This window comes from Buttiauxella sp. S19-1 (assembly GCF_022134725.1).
GTDB lineage: Bacteria > Pseudomonadota > Gammaproteobacteria > Enterobacterales > Enterobacteriaceae > Buttiauxella > Buttiauxella ferragutiae.
In genome coordinates, this window is the sequence record NZ_JAHWLU010000033.1 from 13340 (window position 1) to 32568 (window position 19229).

Sequence of the window (19229 nt, forward strand, 5' to 3'; positions counted from 1 at the left end):
CAAGCGCAGCGCCCCCGACACCATCGGATCACACAAGCGTAAGCAAAGGCACTGGCTTACCAATGTGATAACCCTGCAACCAGTCAACATTCATTCTTTCCAGGCAGAGCTGAATACCTTCGTTCTCAACATATTCGGCCACCACCTGCATATTTTTCATTCTTGCGACATGGCAAAACGACTCAACAATGTAATGGCTGACTTCGCTCTCGGTAATTTCACGGATAAACGAACCGTCGATTTTTAAAATATCGGCGCTGACATCACGTAACCGCGCATGGCTGGAAAAACCGGTGCCAAAGTCATCAATCGCTACCCGACAACCGAGGCTTTTGAGCGAGCGCACGGTGTTCTGCGATTGTTCGGTATCGGACAGTGCGTCTGCTTCGGTTATCTCAAAGATGATGCGCTGCGGATCCACACCAAACTCGGCCAGCAACAACTGCACGCTGTGAACAAAACTGGCGCGACACACCGTGACCGGTGCGAGATTGATCGAGAAGCTGCGATCCGGCTGCTGCTGCATGGTTTTTAGCGTGTTGCGGATCACCCAAAGATCGATATCCGGCGCGAGGCCCGCTTCGGTCGCTACTGGCAAAAAGCGGTCCGGCGGAATAAAGCGCCCTTCTTCGTCCAGCATACGCAGCAAGATCTCGTGGTAGCGCTCTTCGCCACGGGTGCTGACAATCGGCTGCGCCATTAACACGAAGGCGTCGTTATCCAGCGTTTTTTGGAGCACCGTACGAATATCAGTGCGCCCGACGATGTAACTTTCCAGAATGCGGCTGGACTGCGCTTCAAGGTTTTCAGGTTTGCCATTGACCAGCGACAGCCCGGAAACAATCCCCAGCTTTCCGGTCAGGCTGTAAACGTCATTACAGAACTGAGTTGCCCGGCAATAGCCGAGGCCGCTGCGGAAACCAAGCTGCTGATTGTTATGTGAATAACGAAAGGTGTTGGCGGATTGATACAGCAGGCTGAGCCTTCCCCAGCTCGGGTCGTCAAGCTTGAGCAGCAGGCCATAACCCGCGTGGTAGTAAATTTTCTCATCGCCTCGCAGATTGCTACGCAGGTGATCGGCGAGCTTTTTTTGGTATCTGGCGCGAAAGTGCAAACCGTAACGGCGCGAGAAAAGTTCCATTTCGGGAACCTGAATCAGGCCAACCGTGGAGTGTGGCGACTGTTTAATATCCGCCTTTAAGGCACGCAGATTCGGCATGTTGGTCATCGGGTCGGTTAACCCCATTTCCAGCAGCTGATCAAAGCGTAACTTATTGAATCTGGACAATACGCCCATGATGACGATGGTCAGCGTAAAGACAAAAATAGCCGTCGACACCAGCACCTGGTGCAACATGAAGTCGTCGTTGAGGGCAATGTAGTTTTCGTTATTCTTAGCCAAAATGATAAGCATCACCGTCCAGATTGGCGCGGTGAAGAGATAGCCGATGCGCACTGAGCTCCACAGCATCAGCGGGAAAATCAGGATCAGGCTGTAAAAGGTAAAAAAGACGTTGTCTTTGAAAGGGATGTTGAGAAAAATCATCAAGACAAGCAGCGATACCGCCCAGAGCGTAAAACGGATGTACCCGACGCTTTCTGAAAACTGTGCGCCGATAGACTTCAGGCATATCGCGGCATATTTCGGGCGGCAGATAATCCTTAACACGGTATAAAACAGCGGAATACCAGTTACGCAGCCGTTCATCACCCCCTGGATTCTGACCAGCGTTTCCGCGTTAAACACATGCTCAAACGCCATCGCAGCGCAGGGATGATAAGTGGTAAACAGGCAGACCACTTCGCTAAACACGGTATTGAGCAAGGCGTTGCACAAGCACAGCCAGATGAGCCGTTGACTGGTGAGAATGATGCGCCCAAAACTGGATGGGCTACGCCAGCCGGTGCTTTTGGCATAGAAGAAATAGCTAATCAAGGCGGCGGCCAGATAGCCAAGCAGCTCATAAAATTCAGTCAGAGGGCGCAATAACAGGGTTAATACGCTGAGCAAAGCCAGGCCTGCTACGGCGCGGTAGCCAAACAATACCAGTACGGCAGAGATGGCCGCTAATTCGAGGTCATAGACCACCAGAACCTGGTCATCAACGATGAGATGGCTGCTGAGCAGTTGCGCCAGTGCGTAAAGCAGGCAGGGGAGAATCAACGGTAAACCCCACCGTTTATTAGTATGCGCTGTGCTATCGCTCGCTATAGAGTCCAAGAATTTAACCCGTGTTGTATGCTTTAGAGTGCTATTTATGTGATTTGGAGAATGGACAGAATATTGCAGAATACATAATCAAAAAAAACAAATACGCTGTTAAATTAGCAAGTAATTAACAACTATAATTTTTAACTATTCTTTTTAATAATACCGAAGATGATGAATCGTAAAAATCATCGGCACACTGAAAACGTTTTGGATTGTATTCATTTTTTGTTCAGAAAAGAACAGTCATTTATAGGTAAAAATGGACATTAATTAGTACGATGACAATTAATTAAGCACAACATAAAAACCACCTAACACACTGATAGTTATTAATATATTTATTTTAACGGTAATATAAAACTGTCTTATATTGTGGATTGCAGAACAAAAACAAACAGCGACAAACGTCTTTATTTAACGCCATTGTTAAAGAGAATCAATCAACAGAACAATTAATGTTTGAAGGGTATTCTTAATGATTGACTTGACTATCAGGGTTATCTATAGTCCTGCCGCGTGTTTTGTCATTATTTATTTTTTCAGCAGCGATGTTACACAACCGTTATTTGTTGTTGATACAACACACAACTCTATTAATAAAAAACTCACATAATAATCGGCTAATAAACGGTGGATGACGCTGCGCTTATCCACCCTACAAAATCTTAACCGTAGGTCGGATAAGCGAAGCGTCACCCGACAAAACCATAACCGTAGGTCGGATAAGCGCAGCGTCACCCGACAAAACCATAACCGTAGGTCGGATAAGCACAGCGTCACCCGACAAAACCATAACCGTAGGTCGGATAAGCGCAGCGTCACCCGACAAAACCATAACCGTAGGTCGGATAAGCGCAGCGTCATCCGACAAAACCATAACCGTAGGTCGGATAAGCGCAGCGTCATCCGACAGCCCCGACAAACCCAAGTATCATTCTCAGGAAGCTGGTAATCAGTGGCTAAAAGTTTTATCTCGCTCAAAGGCGTAAAAGGTTGGCACCATTCCATTGCCGGGAAAATTACCCAGTTTTTGCTGGCGGGTATCCTTATTGCCTTTGGGGCGGGAGCCTGTGCAGGCTGGGGGCTGATTGACAGCTTCTCTTACCAGCAATGGGTACACCAGGCTGAAGCGAATGCCCAGATAATGACCTACATCGTGCGTAACGTGTATACCAATGTCGCGGTGGGGACCAGCTCTACGGGGCAAATAACCCGCATTGTTTCTGAACACAAATTGGGTGACCCCGACTCGGTAATCCAAACCGGTTACAACCCTGTCGATGTGCTGGCTCTGGCATCAGTGCAAACCCGTAACCCGACCTGGCTGTTCCTTTACACGCCTGAAAAAGGCTTCCAGGGCATCAGCAACAACTCAGAATCGCAAGACGCCAGTATCCGCTTCAAGGGACACCGCGCCACTGATGTGCTGGTTAACTACTATATTGGTTTTGCCACCATCAACGGCAAAGAGTGCTTTATCAGTGCCGTCCCTATTCTTGCGCCTTCAGGCGAAATCCTTGGCAGTTTGATCAGCAGCATTGGCAACAAAAGCCAGCTTTACGCGGCTTATGACGCGATGCTCAAAAAAACGCTGGTGATTCTGGCGCTGATTTTGCTCGGCACGCTGGCCCTGGTGACGCTGTTTATGCGCCGTCTGTTCCGCCCGGTACCGCTGTTGATTAACTCTTTGACGCGCATTGCTCATGAGCAAACCGACCACATAACCCCTTACTTAGATCAGGATGACGAAATCGGCCGGTTAGCAGCAGCGATTGAAAAACTCCGTATTGCGATGGTGGAGCGTGATTACCTGCAACGCATGCAGGATATGTCGCAAAAAATGGAGTACATGGCGCACCATGATTCACTGACCGGTTTCCCGAACCGCGCTTCCTTTAGCCAGGCGTTGGATAAATGTATCCGTGAAATGAATCAGAACGGGCAGCTATTCAACCTGTTGCTGATTGATCTGGATAACTTCAAACCGGTGAACGATACCTTCGGCCACTCGGCGGGTGATGAAGTGCTGATCGGCGTGGCACAGCGTCTTTCTTTGCTGTTAGGCCCAATGGATTTTGCCGCACGCTTAGGCGGTGACGAATTTGCGATTTTGCAGAGCGTGAAAGCAGACAATTGCCAGGAAGCGGGCGCGCTATCGCAAAAAATTGTCCGCGCGTTGAGTATTCCATTCACCTACGGCACCAACACATTCGCCATTAGCTGCAGCGTCGGCATTGTTACCGCCCCCGATCAGGGCAACAGCGCGACCACGCTGATGATTAACGCCGACCTCGCCTTGTATGCCTCAAAGCATAGTGGCCGTGGCTGCTACCACTTCTTTGAAGATGGCATGATGATGAAGCACACCAATAGCGTGTTTGTGAATCAGGAAATCATCAACGGCATTGATAACAATGAGTTTGTGCTGCACTACCAGCCGATTATCGATCTGGAAAATGAAACCGTTTGTGGCTACGAATCACTGATCCGCTGGAACCATCCGACCAAGGGGATGATTTACCCGGACTACTTTATTAATATCGCCGAAGAGTCCGGTTTAATTATCCGTCTTGGCGAATGGATTATTCGCCAGTCCTGTATGGCGGCGGCTAAGTGGCCAGAATCCACCAAAGTGGCGGTTAACATTTCGGCGTATCAATTACATGGCCCAGGCTTAATCGATATTATTATTGATGCCCTAAAACAGAGCGGCCTGGCGGCTAATCGACTGGAAATTGAAGTCACTGAATCAGAAAAACTCGATCAGTCGATTGCCCTGCCGGTATTTAAGAAAATCCGTGAGATGGGTATTTCCATTGCAATGGATGATTTAGGCACCGGATATGCGGCGCTGGATTACCTGCTTATTTATCCGTTTACGCGTATTAAAATTGCCCGCACGCTGATTATGAAACTCGAGAAAGAGAGTGCCAGCCAATATCTGGTGGTGATGCTGATTCAGTTTGCGCAAAAATATGGCATGAGCGTGACGGCAGAAGGGGTGGAAACCGAGCAACAACGGACTATTTTGCGGCGTATTTCTTGCCAGAATGTGCAGGGCTACTATTACAGCCGACCGTTACCAGAAAAAGATCTGCAACCGACTTTTGGTAACCGAGTCATCGATGGGGAAATTTGCAATGCAGTCTAAGTCTTTGCTTTGCCATTTCTTTCTCGGGCTGCTGCTGCTGAGTAGCCCGTTGTGTCGGGCGCACAACCTGCATAGCAAGAAAACGCTCGAAAAAATAACCGAAACCAACACCATCTCGCTCGGCTACCAGGATGACGCCTTCCCCTTTTCCTATGTCGAAAACAAACAGCCAGCAGGCTATTCCATCGAGATTTGTAATAAAGTCGTTGAGGCGATTAAAACTAAACTGAAATTAAAAGATCTGAAAGTTCGCTGGATAAAAAGCAGCACCGCCTCACAGTTTGTGTTAATCAAAAACCATGCCACCGATATTATGTGTATTCCGGCTTTTTACTCTGAGGCGCGCCACCAGAAAGCTGAGTTTTCCATCCCTTACTTCTTCTCCAGCACCCGCTTTATTACACGTAAAAATAACCACACCGACACCATCGAAGATTTAGCCGGGCATAGCATTCTGGTCAAAAGTGGCACTATCTATGTTGAGCAATTGCATAATATAAACAGAACCAACGATCTCAACTTAAATATTGAACTGGATAACAATAACCGCGCCGCCTTTGAAGAAGTGCAGAGCGGTGAATTACCGGCACTGGTTTCCAGTTCAGCGATCCTGAAAGGCATGCTGGCACTTTCCCCGGAGCCGGACTCATTAGAAATATCTGATGAAACGTTAAGCCCACCGATCCCCGCAGGTTTATTACTGCCGCTCGATGACAATGAATTCAAAAGTTTCCTCGATGAAACGTTGCTGTCATTGATTACCAGTAAGGATTTTACCGCACTCTATCAGCGCTGGTTCCTGTCACCGATCCCGCCGAAAGCCATAAATCTTAATATTCCGATGTCGGCCGATCTCAAAGCACTGACCACAACAACGGCTAAGTATGTGTACTAATATGAAAAAGACATTTTCCAGCAAGCTTAAATTGTTGTTCCGAACGGTTTCGTGGTTGCCATTAATGTGTGTTCCCCATTATCTGGCAGCCGCCCCCACTTCCGTCACTCTTGAACATATCAAAGCAAGCCACATCATTAATATCGGCTATCGCCAGCTGGAGCCTTTTTCGTTTCGGGATAATAGCGGCGAAGTATCCGGCTACACCATTTCACTGTGTAATAAAGTCGCTGATGAAATAAAACATTCGCTGGGGCTGAAAAAGCTCGACATTCATTATATTCCCACATTGTTTACCGAGCGTGTTTCAGCACTTAACTCCAGTAAAATAGATTTTGATTGCAGTGTGAATACCGATGCACCTGAAAGACAAAAGAGTGTGTCGTTTTCCATTGATTATTACACGGCCAATATGCGTATTGTTTCGCTACGCCAAAACAATATTCAGACGCTTAATGACTTAAAAGGCCATACCGTTAGCGTGCCACGGGGCTCTAAAGATCTGTTAGAGTTGAATCGGGTAAATCGTGAGAAACATCTTAGTCTGTCGATTATTACCTCAGATACGGTGGCCGATGCTTTCGATATGGTGGCGCAGAAGCGCACGGCAGCAGTCGTGCTGGATGATATCCTGGCTTATCCATTCATCAACCAAAGCGAGAAGCCTGAAGCATTCACGGTTTCGCATGAGATTGTCGGTGAAAAGATGAAATACGCCATCATGATGCGCAAAGAAGATCCGCTGTTTGTGGCGTTTGTCGACAAAACGCTGGAGCACATTTTCGATTCACCACTGAATACTCAGTGGACCAATAAGTGGTTGACGCAAAAAGTGGTGTTAAAAAATTAAGCCTGGGAAATGGTGGATGTCGCTTACGCTAATCCACCCTACGAAAATATTCATCGCGGTGTTGTTGATATTTGCGGGCAGCACGTTACGTGCCGCCTGGGATTTCACCACCATTCAACAGCGCGCGGATAACCTCTATGGCCCCGCCAGCCCTGAGGGTGGAAAACGTATTGATGCCTGGCAGCAATTGCTTATGCAGCAACGCAATAAAAGTGAGTCTGAACAATTAACCGCGGTGAATCTCTTTTTTAACCAAAAGCTGCATTACCGCGAAGATAGCGATATCTGGAATAATATTGATTATTGGGCCACGCCGATAGAATCGCTGCGAAAAGGGGAAGCAGATTGCGAAGATTATGCAATCGCTAAATATTTCACATTACGCCAGTTAGGTGTTTCAGGCGAAAAACTACGGATTACTTACGTTAAAGCCATCCGTCTTAATCGCGCGCATATGGTATTAACCTGGTATGAAACACCTAATGCGATCCCTGTGGTTTTAGACAGTTTGACGAATAATATTTTACCCGCAACACAACGTGCAGATTTATTACCGGTTTACTCTTTTAATGATAGCGGACTGTGGTTACCTGGCAGTCAAAATAATAAACGTGTCGGGGATAGTAAACACCTTTCTCGCTGGCAAGATGTATTGAAAAAAATGCGCGAAGAAGGATTCCCGATTGATGAATAGGATAAGCCTGTGTCACTTTTCAAACAGCTTCTGATAGCTATCTTTGTTTTTATGCTGATTATTTTCAGCGGCAGTTTTGTGGTTAATCTCGAAAGTTCGCGGGATCAATATACTAATCAGCTGCTGTCTCATGCTCAGGATGCCGCCACCGCATTAGGCCTGTCGCTGACCCCGCATGTTGACGATCCGGCGATGATTGAGCTGATGGTCAGTTCGATTTTTGATAGCGGCTACTACAATACGATTCGCATTGTTGACCAGAGCAACGGCAAAACCATTCTGGAGCGCAGCACGTCTACGTCTATCCCGGATGTGCCGCACTGGTTTGTCGGCCTGGTCGATGTGAAACCACAAGCGGGTGAAGCGACGATTATGCGCGGCTGGCAACAGGCGGCGCGCGTCGAAGTGGTCAGCAATCCGGTGTTTGCCATCAAACGTTTATGGGACAGCACGCTGGCGAATTTGCTGTGGATGCTGGCGTGTTGCGCCGTGTGTATTCTGGCAGGTGCCATGCTGTTGCGCCGCCAGTTACGCCCACTCAATTATATGGTGGAGCAATCACAAGCGATTACCCGCCGCGAATATCTGACGCAGCTCGATTTGCCGAAAACCCCAGAGCTGCGCCGTGTCGTCGAAGCGATGAACCTGATGGTCACCAAGCTTAAATCGCTGTTTGAGGATCAAGCTGAACACAGCGAACGTCTGCACAATGAAGCCTATCTCGACAGCCAAACCGGTGTTGCCAACCGCCGCGCCTTCGACCTGCAAATGCAGTCGCGTTTGAGCGATGAAGAAACCGCGCCGGGTTATTTGTTGCTGCTGCGTATTCAGGATCTCAGTGGCCTGAACCAGCGTTTTGGCGGCCCGCATACTGATAATTTGCTGAAGCATGTCGCCGATATGATGAGCGTGGTGAAAAGCCAGCACGCCAAGGCGGACAGTATTCTGGCGCGTATCCGTGGCGGCGAATTCGCGCTGTTGTGCCCGGGCGTGACGCACGCCGAGATGCTGAATTTGCAGCATGCCCTCACCCAGCAGCTTTCGGCATTTTATGCCACCGGCATGTCGGACATTAACCCGGTGGCGCATACCGGAATGGTGCCTTTTAATTCCGGCGATACGCCGCAGTCGCTGTTCGTGCAGGCTGACCGCGTATTAATCGAAGCCGAAACGCGCACCACACACCAGACAAACGATGTGCCCGCCATCGACAATGCCGCGACAGAAGATCAGCATTTGTGGTTTACCCGTCTTGATAATGCGCTGAGCCAACGGCAGTTCCAGTTATTCTTCCAGCCGGTAGTGGACTGTAAAAATCCGAAGAAAGTGATTCATTACAAAGTGTTGTCACGCATGGTGGATGAAGACGGCAATAGCATTACTGCCGGGCGTTTCCTGCCGTGGGTGCATCGTTTTGGCTGGAGCCATCGTCTTGATCAGGTGATGCTGGCGCTGACGTTGAAGCAACTGAAAAGTTATCCGGGTTCACTGGCGCTGAGTTTGTCGGGGCATTCGCTGGCCAATGAAGCCACGATTAAGCAGTTGCTGAACCCGTTGAAGGTCAATTCCGCATTAGCCAACCGGTTAATTCTGGAACTCGACGAAAACCAGTTGCCGGAGCCTGCGCAGATGGAAGTGTTTGTGAAGTCGCTGAATCAGTTTGGTTGTGGGCTGGGCTTGCAACACTTCGGTAGCCGTTTCGATATGATTGGCCATTTCTCGCAGTGGGGGCTGGCGTATCTGAAAATCGATTCCAGCTATATTCGCCATATTGATATTGAGAGCGATAAGCGCTTGTTTATTGATGTGTTGCACAGTGCGACCAACAATATCGATTTGCCGTTAATTGCCGAGCGTGTAGAAACCGCAGGCGAATTGCGCGTGTTGCAAGAGGTGGGGATTTACGGCGCGATGGGCCAGTTGTTGGGGGAGCCTGCGCCGTTTTAATTTGGGTAAATGCCCTCACCCCGGCCCTCTCCCACAGGAGAGGGAGAAGACCGTCTTATCTACTGGCTCGCAGGCTGTCTCTTAGTCACATCTCGCTCTGGCAATCTTGTCAGGGCGAGATCTGTTAGCCTCGCAGGTTTTCCGTTCACCCGTGCGTTCAGTTATCTCTTTAATTCCTGCAAACGGTGAACGTATCAAGGTGTTAACGCCAACCCCTTGATAATCCAGGCGCCCGGCAAATCAATCGCCGCTAAAGCGGTAAACACCGTTTTTCACCCAACATTCGGGGTCGTTCGCGATTCGTTCCAGACGATCGCTCTCTCACGTGGTTCCCGACCACGTGACCCCAACTGAAGGGTGAAAAACGGTGCGACTGAAGCCGGGAACAAGGTCAAAACCGGCCTGGTTTTTGACTTTGACCTTGAATTTCTGGTCCGGCTTAAATCGCCTGGTGAACGGAACCTTCTCCGAATTGGCAGGAACTGTTCTTCAAAGTTGTGACTAAGAGACAGCGCCCGCACCGTTCAATCCCCACTCCCTCAGGGAGAGGGTTAGGGTGAGGGTGGTTTAATCACTAGAAAATTCCGTTATCGTCGCTATTCAATAAATCTTCCAGCCCACCTAATCCCTGGCGCGCCTGCGCACGGTTCATCAACTTCACCTGCGCCATCTCTGGCAAATCGGTAATGGTGATCACCCCTTTCTGAATCAACAGAAAAATCAGGTCATCCAGAACACGTACCATTTCCAGGTCGCTTTTTTGCAGTAGTTCACGATGCTGAACGTCATTCATTTTTAATACCTTAAATTGCCGGTGATTTCACCGCCCGGTGAAGGGCGGTGACTATCAATTAGTGAGTAATATGCTCAGGTTTTGCGATGAGGTGATCCAGCGAGTAGTGCGATGAGCCATGTGAATCCTGCCCCATATCCCCCGCGCTGTGCACCGAATGCGTTGGGTTTGCCGCATCGCCTTTGCCACCATGAGGTTCAGCGCCGCCTTTAATCAGCTGCGCAATGTCGCTCACTTCGTGCAGTTCATGAGCCAGCGAGCTGAGATCGTGTTTACTGTCGTGGCGGTCATCTTTTCCGGTAAAGACTTTAGGATCTTGCCCGCCTTGCAGGCCTTTACCGTCTGGATGCAGCGCAAAGGTAAGCGGTTCGTGGCTGTCATCAAACAGGTTGCTTAAACCATGATCATGCGCCGCCGCGTGATGGGCTTTGTCTGCAACGTCCGTTCGCTGGTCGCCGGAGTGGCGCGGTGGCTCTACCGTGACATCCACCGTCTGGTAGATTGGGGTTTGGTTGCCGCTGGCATCGTGCGCCGTCACTATGACCGTCACGTTGTTATGCCCGGCCGCAAACTCCGAGGTATGCACCGGAAGGTCATACTTCATTTCACCGTTTTCTAAGTAAATGTTGGTGTGGTGCGGCTTGCCGTTGATCATTGCCGTCACCTGGTCGCCATCCTGCACTTCACCGGTGATGTGGCCGGTAATATGGGTGAAGGTGTGACGGGCTTCGCGATCGCCATCAATGTGGTTATCACCGGTGACTTTATCGAGGACGATCACCGCGTCGGCGTGGGTGTCGAGCTCAATATGGTGAGTATCAGTCGAGGTCGCCACGTTACCAGGCTTATCTTGCCCGGTGAGCGTGACATCGATCTTGTTATCCCCCTCTTTTAAGAGGTGGTTATCCACCGGAATTTCAAAGGTTTTCAGGCCATCATGCAGGGTATACACGCCTGGCAGTTGTGTGCCATTAAGCGTTAACGTCACGGTGTCGCCGTTCTGCGCATCGCCCGTGATTGTGCCTGTGACCAGGGTGGTAGGGTTGCTATGCTCCGCAGCATTCACCTTGTCGTCACCGGCAAGAGTGTCGATATGGATGCTGTTGGCCGCTTGCTGGTCGATGGTGATGTCGTTGGTTTTGACGACCGTTAAGGTATTGCCGACGTCATCTTCGCCAGTCACTCGGTAGGTAATCGTCTGATCCGCGAGCAGCTCAGAGGTAGCCACATCCAGTTTGAAGATGAACCCACCATGCCCGTCACTGTGCAGCGCTGCTGGCAGTTCGTGGCCATTAACAGTAAGAATAACTTTGTCATTCTCTTTCACATCACCAGTGACTTTGCCGCTAATTTCCGTGGTGGCTTTGCCACTTTCGACAAGGTTAAGGATGTTATCTTGCGTGACGTTATCGAAGGTCAGCGTCACCACGGCGTGGTCGTCAATGCTGACCGCTTTGCTTGCACTCTGGCTAAAGTCATTACCGGCGTCGTCTTTGCCGGATACCGTCACCGTGATATCCGGGTGGTTTTGTAACTCCACTTTTAAATCGTCAGTTTTGACATCCAGCGAGTAGCCCAACTGCCCGTTCATATTCGGCAGTTCGATCACTTTAGTGTCATACGGGATGCCATTAAGTATCACCGTCACTTTGTCATCCACTGCGGCATCCCCACCGACAGTGCCGCTGATCCCGGTAAATTCTGCGCCCAGATCTTTGGCGCTGAGGATATTGTCACCAGAAACGGTATTAATGGTGAGGGTCGCGGCAGCAGCGAGGTCGGTTGAATAATGCTGTGTGGCGTGACCGACAGTGATGTTGTGAGCATCATCATGGCCGGTCACTTGCGCTGTGATGGTGTCGCCTTTCTTCAAATCATCAGTTAAGACATCAAGCGAATATTTCAGGTTGTCATCAATCTCAACGTCTTTATATTCCACGCCATTCACGTTCAACGTGACATGCTCATGCGGCTTCACATCGCCGGAAACATGGCCGCTGATGGTGGTTTTTGGCTGCTGGGTTTCAGCCAGGTTGAGGATGTTATCGTCAGTGACCTTGTCGATAAAGATATTGGCTGAAACGTCCGTATCCACGGTGATGGTTTTATCGTCGCTCACCGTCAAAGTGTTGCCCTGGTCATCATGCGCGGTGACGCTAACGGAGACATGCGGGTCCTGGCGCAGATCGGCAATGCTGACTTTCTGGTTGAATCTCAACTCCCCGTTACTGTCGGTATGCACCTGGGTGGTCACCTGGTGACCGTTAATCATCAGCGTCACATTGCTGCCGTCATGGATGCCATCACCTTTGACGGTACCGGTGACGGTAGTCACCCCATTTTGGGCTTCGACAATGTTGATAATGTCGTCGCCCGCAATGGTGTCGAGGTGGATTTCGGCCGTCACATCGGTATCAACCTGCACAGTTTTATGTGCATCCACTTTCATCGTCTTACCGTCTTCATTGTGCGCGTTGACACTAACCGAAATATCCGGGTGATCCATCAAATATTGGGTATCGACTGCAATCTCATAGCCCAATTCACCAGGCAAATTAGGGCGTTCTTTAATCTCAACCTCAATATTTTGCGTGCCAATATGCAGCATGACGTGATCGCCAGGCTGCACATCGCTACTGACGGTGCCACGGATCACCGTTTTACCTGCCTCAGATTCGATTTGGTTGACAACATCGTTACCGGCAATCGGGCTGATGGTGATTTCCGCATGAGGTTTGTCGTGATGCTCCGGCGTGTTATCCGGCGGCGTGGTATTGCCATTATTGTTAACGAAAGCAGGAAGATGCGCCTGGATATGATCAACTGCCGTCGTCGTGTTGCCGAACTTATCGGTGCTGGTGACTTCGATCTGGATATCTGGATGAGCGTAGACAATGAATGGAGAAACCGCATAGTTAAACCCTAAACCACCGCCCTTGAGTTTGATCACTTCGGTGTCAAAGGTCTTATCACCAATGGTTATCAGAACATGGTCATGCTCCTGCACATCCAGGCCTGTGACACGCCCCGTCACGTAATAATGGTCAGGTCCGTTTTCGTTATCACCATCGGCTCTATCGTCCGTAATGTGGACATCGGCACGCGTATCAACGCCCACATCATGGTCGGCTTCAGCCAGCACGGTGTTACCCACCTCATCGTAGCCGGTGACCGAGGCATGTATTGTCGGGTTCTCTTTAGAAATCAGATCATCGGTGCTGACTTCAATGCTGTAACCGAGGCCCTTAGTCCCGAGATCGATAACATCGCCGTAGTAGTGCACCCCGTTAACATCCAGAGTGACCTGATCCCCCAGATGAACGTCACCCGTCACCTGACCGGTGATGGTGGTGTGCGGCTGGTGCGCTTCGGCATTATTAATCACATCGTCGTCAGTCACCTTGTCAATGGTGATGGTGGCAACTGCCTGGTCGTCGTGTTTGACGTCGTGATCGGCATGTACCGTGATGGTGTTTCCGGCGTTGTCCACGGTGCTGACGAAGGCTTCGATATGCCCGTCGGCCACCAAACCGGAGGTTTTCACCTCAACGGAATAACCGAGGCCGCCATTGAGATACTTCTGCGGTTCAACTTTGACGGTGTATTCATGGCCATTGACGAAAACATGTACCACATCGCCTTGATGGACTTCGCCACCCACGCTGCCGTAAACGGTAGTGGTCGGGTATTTTTGATCCAGTTGGTTAAGAGTATCGTCGCCAGAAACCGTGTTGATGGTCAGCGAAGCATCGGCATGATCGTCGATATTTATTGGCCGATATGCGGTGGCAGTAGCGACGTTGTGTGCATCATCTTCCACCGTGATGCTGGCGTGAATATTCGGGTCCTGATGAAGATCGGTAGTTTCTACCAGGATGTGGTAAACCATGTCGCCATTAGCATCCTGCTCAACTTTTCCTGGGTAATCATGGCCGTTGATCTTCAATACCACTTCGTCGCCCGGCTTCATTTCACCGCTCAGCGTGCCGCTCACCAGCGTGTAGTGATGGTTGAGCTCTTCACCATTTAAGGTGTCATCTCCCGAAACCTTATCAATGGTGATCACCGCTTCAACTTTGGTATCAACCTCCACTGTCCTGTCCGCCTGCGCGGTAGCCACGTTATTGGCGTTATCAGTGGCGGTGACAGAAGCGGTAAAGTGCGGATCAACCATCAGGTCGTGGGTGCTGACCTCTTTGGTCCACACCAGATTACCATTGCCGTCTTTGGTCACTTTCGCCGTCAGCTCATTGCCGTTAATCACCAGGTGGACATAATCCCCTTCTTTAACATCGCCGCCGACGGTGCCGGATACCGTGGTGAATTCGTGAGTTGATTCATCAGCGTTGATCTTATCGTCGCCGGCTACCGGATCGATGTTAATCGTCGCTTCCGCTTGCAGATCAATATCGACCTGGTAGGTCACGTCGATGTGATTTTCGTTACCGGCAGCATCGTGCGCCACCACATGAACCGTTGGGTAAGGGTCGGCCAGCAGATCTTTGGTGACCACATCCAGGCTGTAGCCCAACGCCCCGTTTTGATGGGGCAGCTGGATGACCGTGGTTTCATAGCTGATGTTATTGACGGTGATGAAGACTTTATCGCCAACATTAATTTCGCCGGTAATGGTGCCCGTGATGTGTGTGTGCTGCTGTTTTGATTCGAGGTGGTTAATAACGTTATCGCCGGTCACCAGATCAATGGTCGCATTGCCTACGGCGTGGTTATCAATATGGACGGTGTGAGTGGTGGTTTTGGTGACTTCGTTATCCAAAATGTCGTGGGAGGTGATCGTGGCTTTAAAGGTCACATCGGTATCAATCTTGCCGTAATTATCACTGAACGAGCCGCTATCAACTTCAATACGGAAGCCAATTTTACCGTTATCCAGAGCAATGACTTTGCCTGGATAGGGAATGCCATGAACCTCGATAACAATCTTATCACCGACTGCGGCATCGCCATCCACCCAACCCGTGATCATCACTTTGGGCTGCGCCAGTTCGTCGTGATTAAGCACGTTATCAACCGTCACTTTATCAATATGAATGCTGGCTGCCGCTTTAGTGTCGACCGCAATATCGTGCGTGTGCGTGGTGGTGACATAATTGTCGAGCGCATCGTGGCTGGTGACAGACACTTCCACATTGACGAGCCCATCATGAAGCGTGCCCGCAGGCAGCGAAACTTCGTAATACAGATGGCCGCCAGCGTCGGTTTTCACCTCACCTGAATATTCCACACCTGCTACCCGCACCACGACCGGATCGCCATCTTTGGCATCCACGCCGGTGACATCGCCGCGAATGATGACAGGCTGTTGAGATTCCGCTTTGCTAACCCAGTCTTCGCCCGCCACGGTATCGATGGTGAAATCGTTTACCGCAAAGTTATCAATATGCAGTGTGTGCGTGGTGGTAACGACAATTTCGTTATGCGCAAGATCATGGGAAGTAATTGTCGCTTTGAACGTAAGGTTTTCATCGATCTTACCGTTATTATCAGCGAACTGCGCCGACGGTACGGCAATATGGTAGCTCAGGTCATTTTCGAGGTAGCCGGTGAATTTCATACCGTTAACTTCAATGACCACTTCATCTCCCGGCTTCGCATCGCCACCGCCAACGCCACTGATGATGTGCTCTTTCTCATCCAGTTCAGCGTGGTTGAGGATATTGTCTGCGGTGACATCGTCAATGGTCAGCGTGGCGTTGGCGTGGTTATCAATATAAACCGTGTGATCGGTGGTCTGAATGGTCACGTTGCCCGCGGCATCGTGGGAGGTCACTTTGGCGTGCACATTGACGCTGTCGTCCACTTCACCTTTGTTATTGCTGAAAATTCGCGAATCAACCGGAATGCGGTAACCCAATGTACCATTGCCGATATCAAACACTTCCCCGGTAAAATGATTGCCATTAATGTCAATATCAACGCGATCGTTAACCGCCGCATCACCATCCACCACACCGTGCACCCACCACTTCGGCGCGCTCAGTTCATTGTGGTTGAGGATGTTATCGTCAGTCAGATCCTCAATGGTGATGGTGGCATTGGCGTGGTTGTCGATCTGAACTTTATATTCCGTGGTTTCCACCACTTCGTTACCCGCAGCGTCGTGTGCTTTGACGCTGGCAATCACTTTGACAAAGCCGTCCACTTCACCTTTGTTATCGCTGAATACGCGCGGGTTGACCGGGATGTTATAGCCCAGTTGATCATTGCCGATGGCAATCACTTCGCCACGGAAATGCGTGCCGTTAATCACCAGATCAACCACATCCCCTTCACGGGCATCACCGCCGACCACGCCATGAATAAACTGGGTTTTCGCTGCCAGCTCATCATGATTGAGGATGTTATCTTTAGTGACCGCGTCAATGGTGATGGTGGCGTTAGCGTGGTTATCAATATAAACCGTGTGTTCGGTGGTCTGAATGGTCACGTTACCCACATCATCGTGGGATTTAATGGTGGCATGGACTTTAACTTTGCTGTCGATTTCCCCCTGATTACGGCTAAACGCCGCAGAGTCGACTTCAATGTTATAGCCTAATTCCCCATTACCGAAATCCACCACGGTGCCGGTGAAATGGTTGCCGCGAATATCAAGGTCGACCACATCTCCCACTCGCGCATCGCCGCCGACATTGCCGTGGACAAACTGTTTCGCCGCATTCAGTTCATCGTGATTAAGCACGTTGTCTTTAGTGACATCATCAATGGTGATCGTGGCGTTAGCGTGGTTGTCGATTTGAACTTTATGTTGTGTTTTTTCAATCACTTCGTTATCAACGGCATCGTGCGAAATAACGCTAACGCTGACTTTCACAAAGCCGTCCACTTCACCCTTGTTATTGCTAAAGTCGTGTGGCTCGACCGCTATCTGGTAACCGAGTTGATTCGGGCTGATGTAGATGACTTTTCCGCTGTAATGCTTACCGTTAATTTCCAGATCAATGGCATCACCTTCGCGGGCATCGCCCCCGACGGTGCCGTGAACCCACTGCTTTGCGGCGTCCAGTTCACTGTGATTAAGAACGTTGTCTTTGGTGACACTATCAATGGTGACGGTGGCTTCAGCCTGGGTGTCGAGCACCAGGTTCTTGTGTTCGATTGCCGTGGCTTCGTTACCCGCCGCATCATGGCTGGTTACCTGTACCTGAATGTCGTTATTGCCTTCTTGCAACAGACTGCTCGGTACCGGGATTTCATAGCGCAACTGGCCGTTATCGTTGACCACCACGCCGTGGAAATCTCGGCCACCGACGGTCACCGTTACCGGGTCGCCTGCTTGCGCATCACCGCCCACAACACCGGTCACCATCGTCGGCATACGCGATTCGTTGCGGTTGACGATGTCATCGTTGGCAATGGTTTCGATAGTAATCGAATTATGAATATCGAAATCGAGATCAACATGGTGATCGCTCGACGCCTGAGTGGTGTTTCCGGCTTCATCAGTTGAGGTGACGGTGGCGTGAATATTTGGGTCAGTCAGCAAGTCTGGGGTTAATACGTCGATGCGATAACCCAGTGCGCCATTCCCGAGGTCGATAACCACGTCGCTATATTCGTGGCCATTCACCAACAGGGTAATTTTATCGCCTGGTTTGGCATCCCCGCCGACGGTGCCGTGAACGGAGGTTTTCGCTTCATGGGATTCAGCGATATTAATCACGTTATCAGCGGTAACATCATCAATGGTGATGGTGTCGTGCAGGTCGACGGTATCAATCAGCGCATCGGTAGTGCTTTGCGCGGTGCGACCGGAGATATCCGTAGCCGTGGCGATAACGTTAATTTCGCCTTCCGCAAGAGCGGTTAAATCGGGGTCCGCCGTCCAGTGCCCGTCTTTAACATCCACCTCAAACGTCAATGTGTTTTTTTGGCTATCAGTGAAAGTCAGCGTGACATGTTTCTGGTTACTGGTGCCGCTAATGTGGGCGTGGTTTATTTCATTTTTGTTAACGTAACCGTCGTTGCCCGCGAATTCGTCGATGTGAACCTGCGGAGGTAGAACCGGAGGTGAGCCAGCGTTTAAGCCGCCTTCAGGTAAGTTATGTTCCCAGGTCGGCGCGCCCAGCCCCTGAGTATTAAAACCGGCTGTTGGATCAACAATCTGCGCGGTTAAATCTAATTGCACCAGAGTATGGCCGCCACCACCGCCTTCAATTTGCACGGGCGTTTGGTTACCCGCGGCGGTCGCTTCTAATGATTGTGTTGGGTCAGCACCGTCGGCAATAGCTTTTTGCAGGGCGGCGACATCTTGCGTGTCATGTGCGGCGCTGCTTACCGCATTCAGGCCATGCTCTGTCCAGTGGCTATTACGCCCAAGATCCAGCGTTTTACCATCCGGTAAAGCGACGCTAACCGCCCCGCTGGCACCCGTGACAATTTCCTCACCACTGTAGATTCTGTCACCTTCTTTCAAGAGACGCTGTGAGCCATCGGCTTCGATGACATAAACCTGACCAATGACTGCTTTGATTACACCGAGTAAATTGCTCACCGTACCCTCTCGAATTATTTTGGATTTTATTAGTATTGTTTTTCGATAATTTAAATAATTAATAACATTATTCTTTCATTCACTAAATATCGCCAAATATAGCCATAAATGCCCATTAATGGACATTGCTCATTTGGCGCTAATTTATAAATGTAGAAAAAAACACAGTTAT

The 19229-nt window shown here is 50.0% G+C and carries 8 protein-coding genes; 5 read left to right on the forward strand and 3 right to left on the reverse strand.

The annotated features are described in order from the left end of the window. Positions 1-28 precede the first annotated feature (28 nt). A complete protein-coding gene (locus MES37_RS09975; RefSeq protein WP_237931221.1) occupies positions 29-2164 on the reverse strand; it encodes an EAL domain-containing protein in 2136 nt (711 codons plus the stop codon). Positions 2165-3167: 1003 nt separating this feature from the next. Here MES37_RS09975 and MES37_RS24860 point away from each other — a divergent pair. The 5 genes from MES37_RS24860 to lapD are packed head-to-tail and all read left to right on the forward strand — an operon-like array spanning position 3168 to position 9749. Beyond that, the gene (locus MES37_RS24860; RefSeq protein ID WP_064543703.1) at positions 3168-5363 is read left to right on the forward strand and encodes a putative bifunctional diguanylate cyclase/phosphodiesterase; all 2196 of its coding nucleotides are present in this window, start codon (positions 3168-3170) and stop codon (positions 5361-5363) included. Next, positions 5353-6258 (forward strand): amino acid ABC transporter substrate-binding protein, encoded by a 906-nt coding sequence (locus MES37_RS09985; protein WP_064543702.1) that lies wholly within the window; start codon positions 5353-5355, stop codon positions 6256-6258. The genes MES37_RS24860 and MES37_RS09985 overlap by 11 nt, the downstream gene beginning before the upstream one ends. 1 nt (position 6259) lies before the next feature. Then, complete coding sequence (locus tag MES37_RS09990) at positions 6260-7108, forward strand: amino acid ABC transporter substrate-binding protein (RefSeq protein WP_237931226.1); 849 nt, start codon at positions 6260-6262, stop codon at positions 7106-7108. Positions 7109-7124: 16 nt separating this feature from the next. Further along, complete coding sequence (gene lapG / locus MES37_RS09995; RefSeq protein ID WP_133522181.1) at positions 7125-7802, forward strand: cysteine protease LapG; 678 nt, start codon at positions 7125-7127, stop codon at positions 7800-7802. A gap of 9 nt (positions 7803-7811) precedes the next feature. Further along, positions 7812-9749 (forward strand): cyclic di-GMP receptor LapD, encoded by a 1938-nt coding sequence (gene lapD / locus MES37_RS10000; protein ID WP_121814965.1) that lies wholly within the window; start codon positions 7812-7814, stop codon positions 9747-9749. A gap of 574 nt (positions 9750-10323) precedes the next feature. Here lapD and MES37_RS10005 read toward each other — a convergent pair. Continuing rightward, on the reverse strand, positions 10324-10542 hold the full coding sequence (locus MES37_RS10005) for a hypothetical protein (protein ID WP_064543693.1): 219 nt from the start codon (positions 10540-10542) through the stop codon (positions 10324-10326). Positions 10543-10600: 58 nt separating this feature from the next. After that, positions 10601-19057 carry a retention module-containing protein gene (locus MES37_RS10010; RefSeq protein WP_237931228.1) on the reverse strand — a complete coding sequence of 2819 codons (8457 nt, stop codon included), beginning with the start codon at positions 19055-19057 and terminating at the stop codon, positions 10601-10603. Positions 19058-19229: the final 172 nt, after the last annotated feature.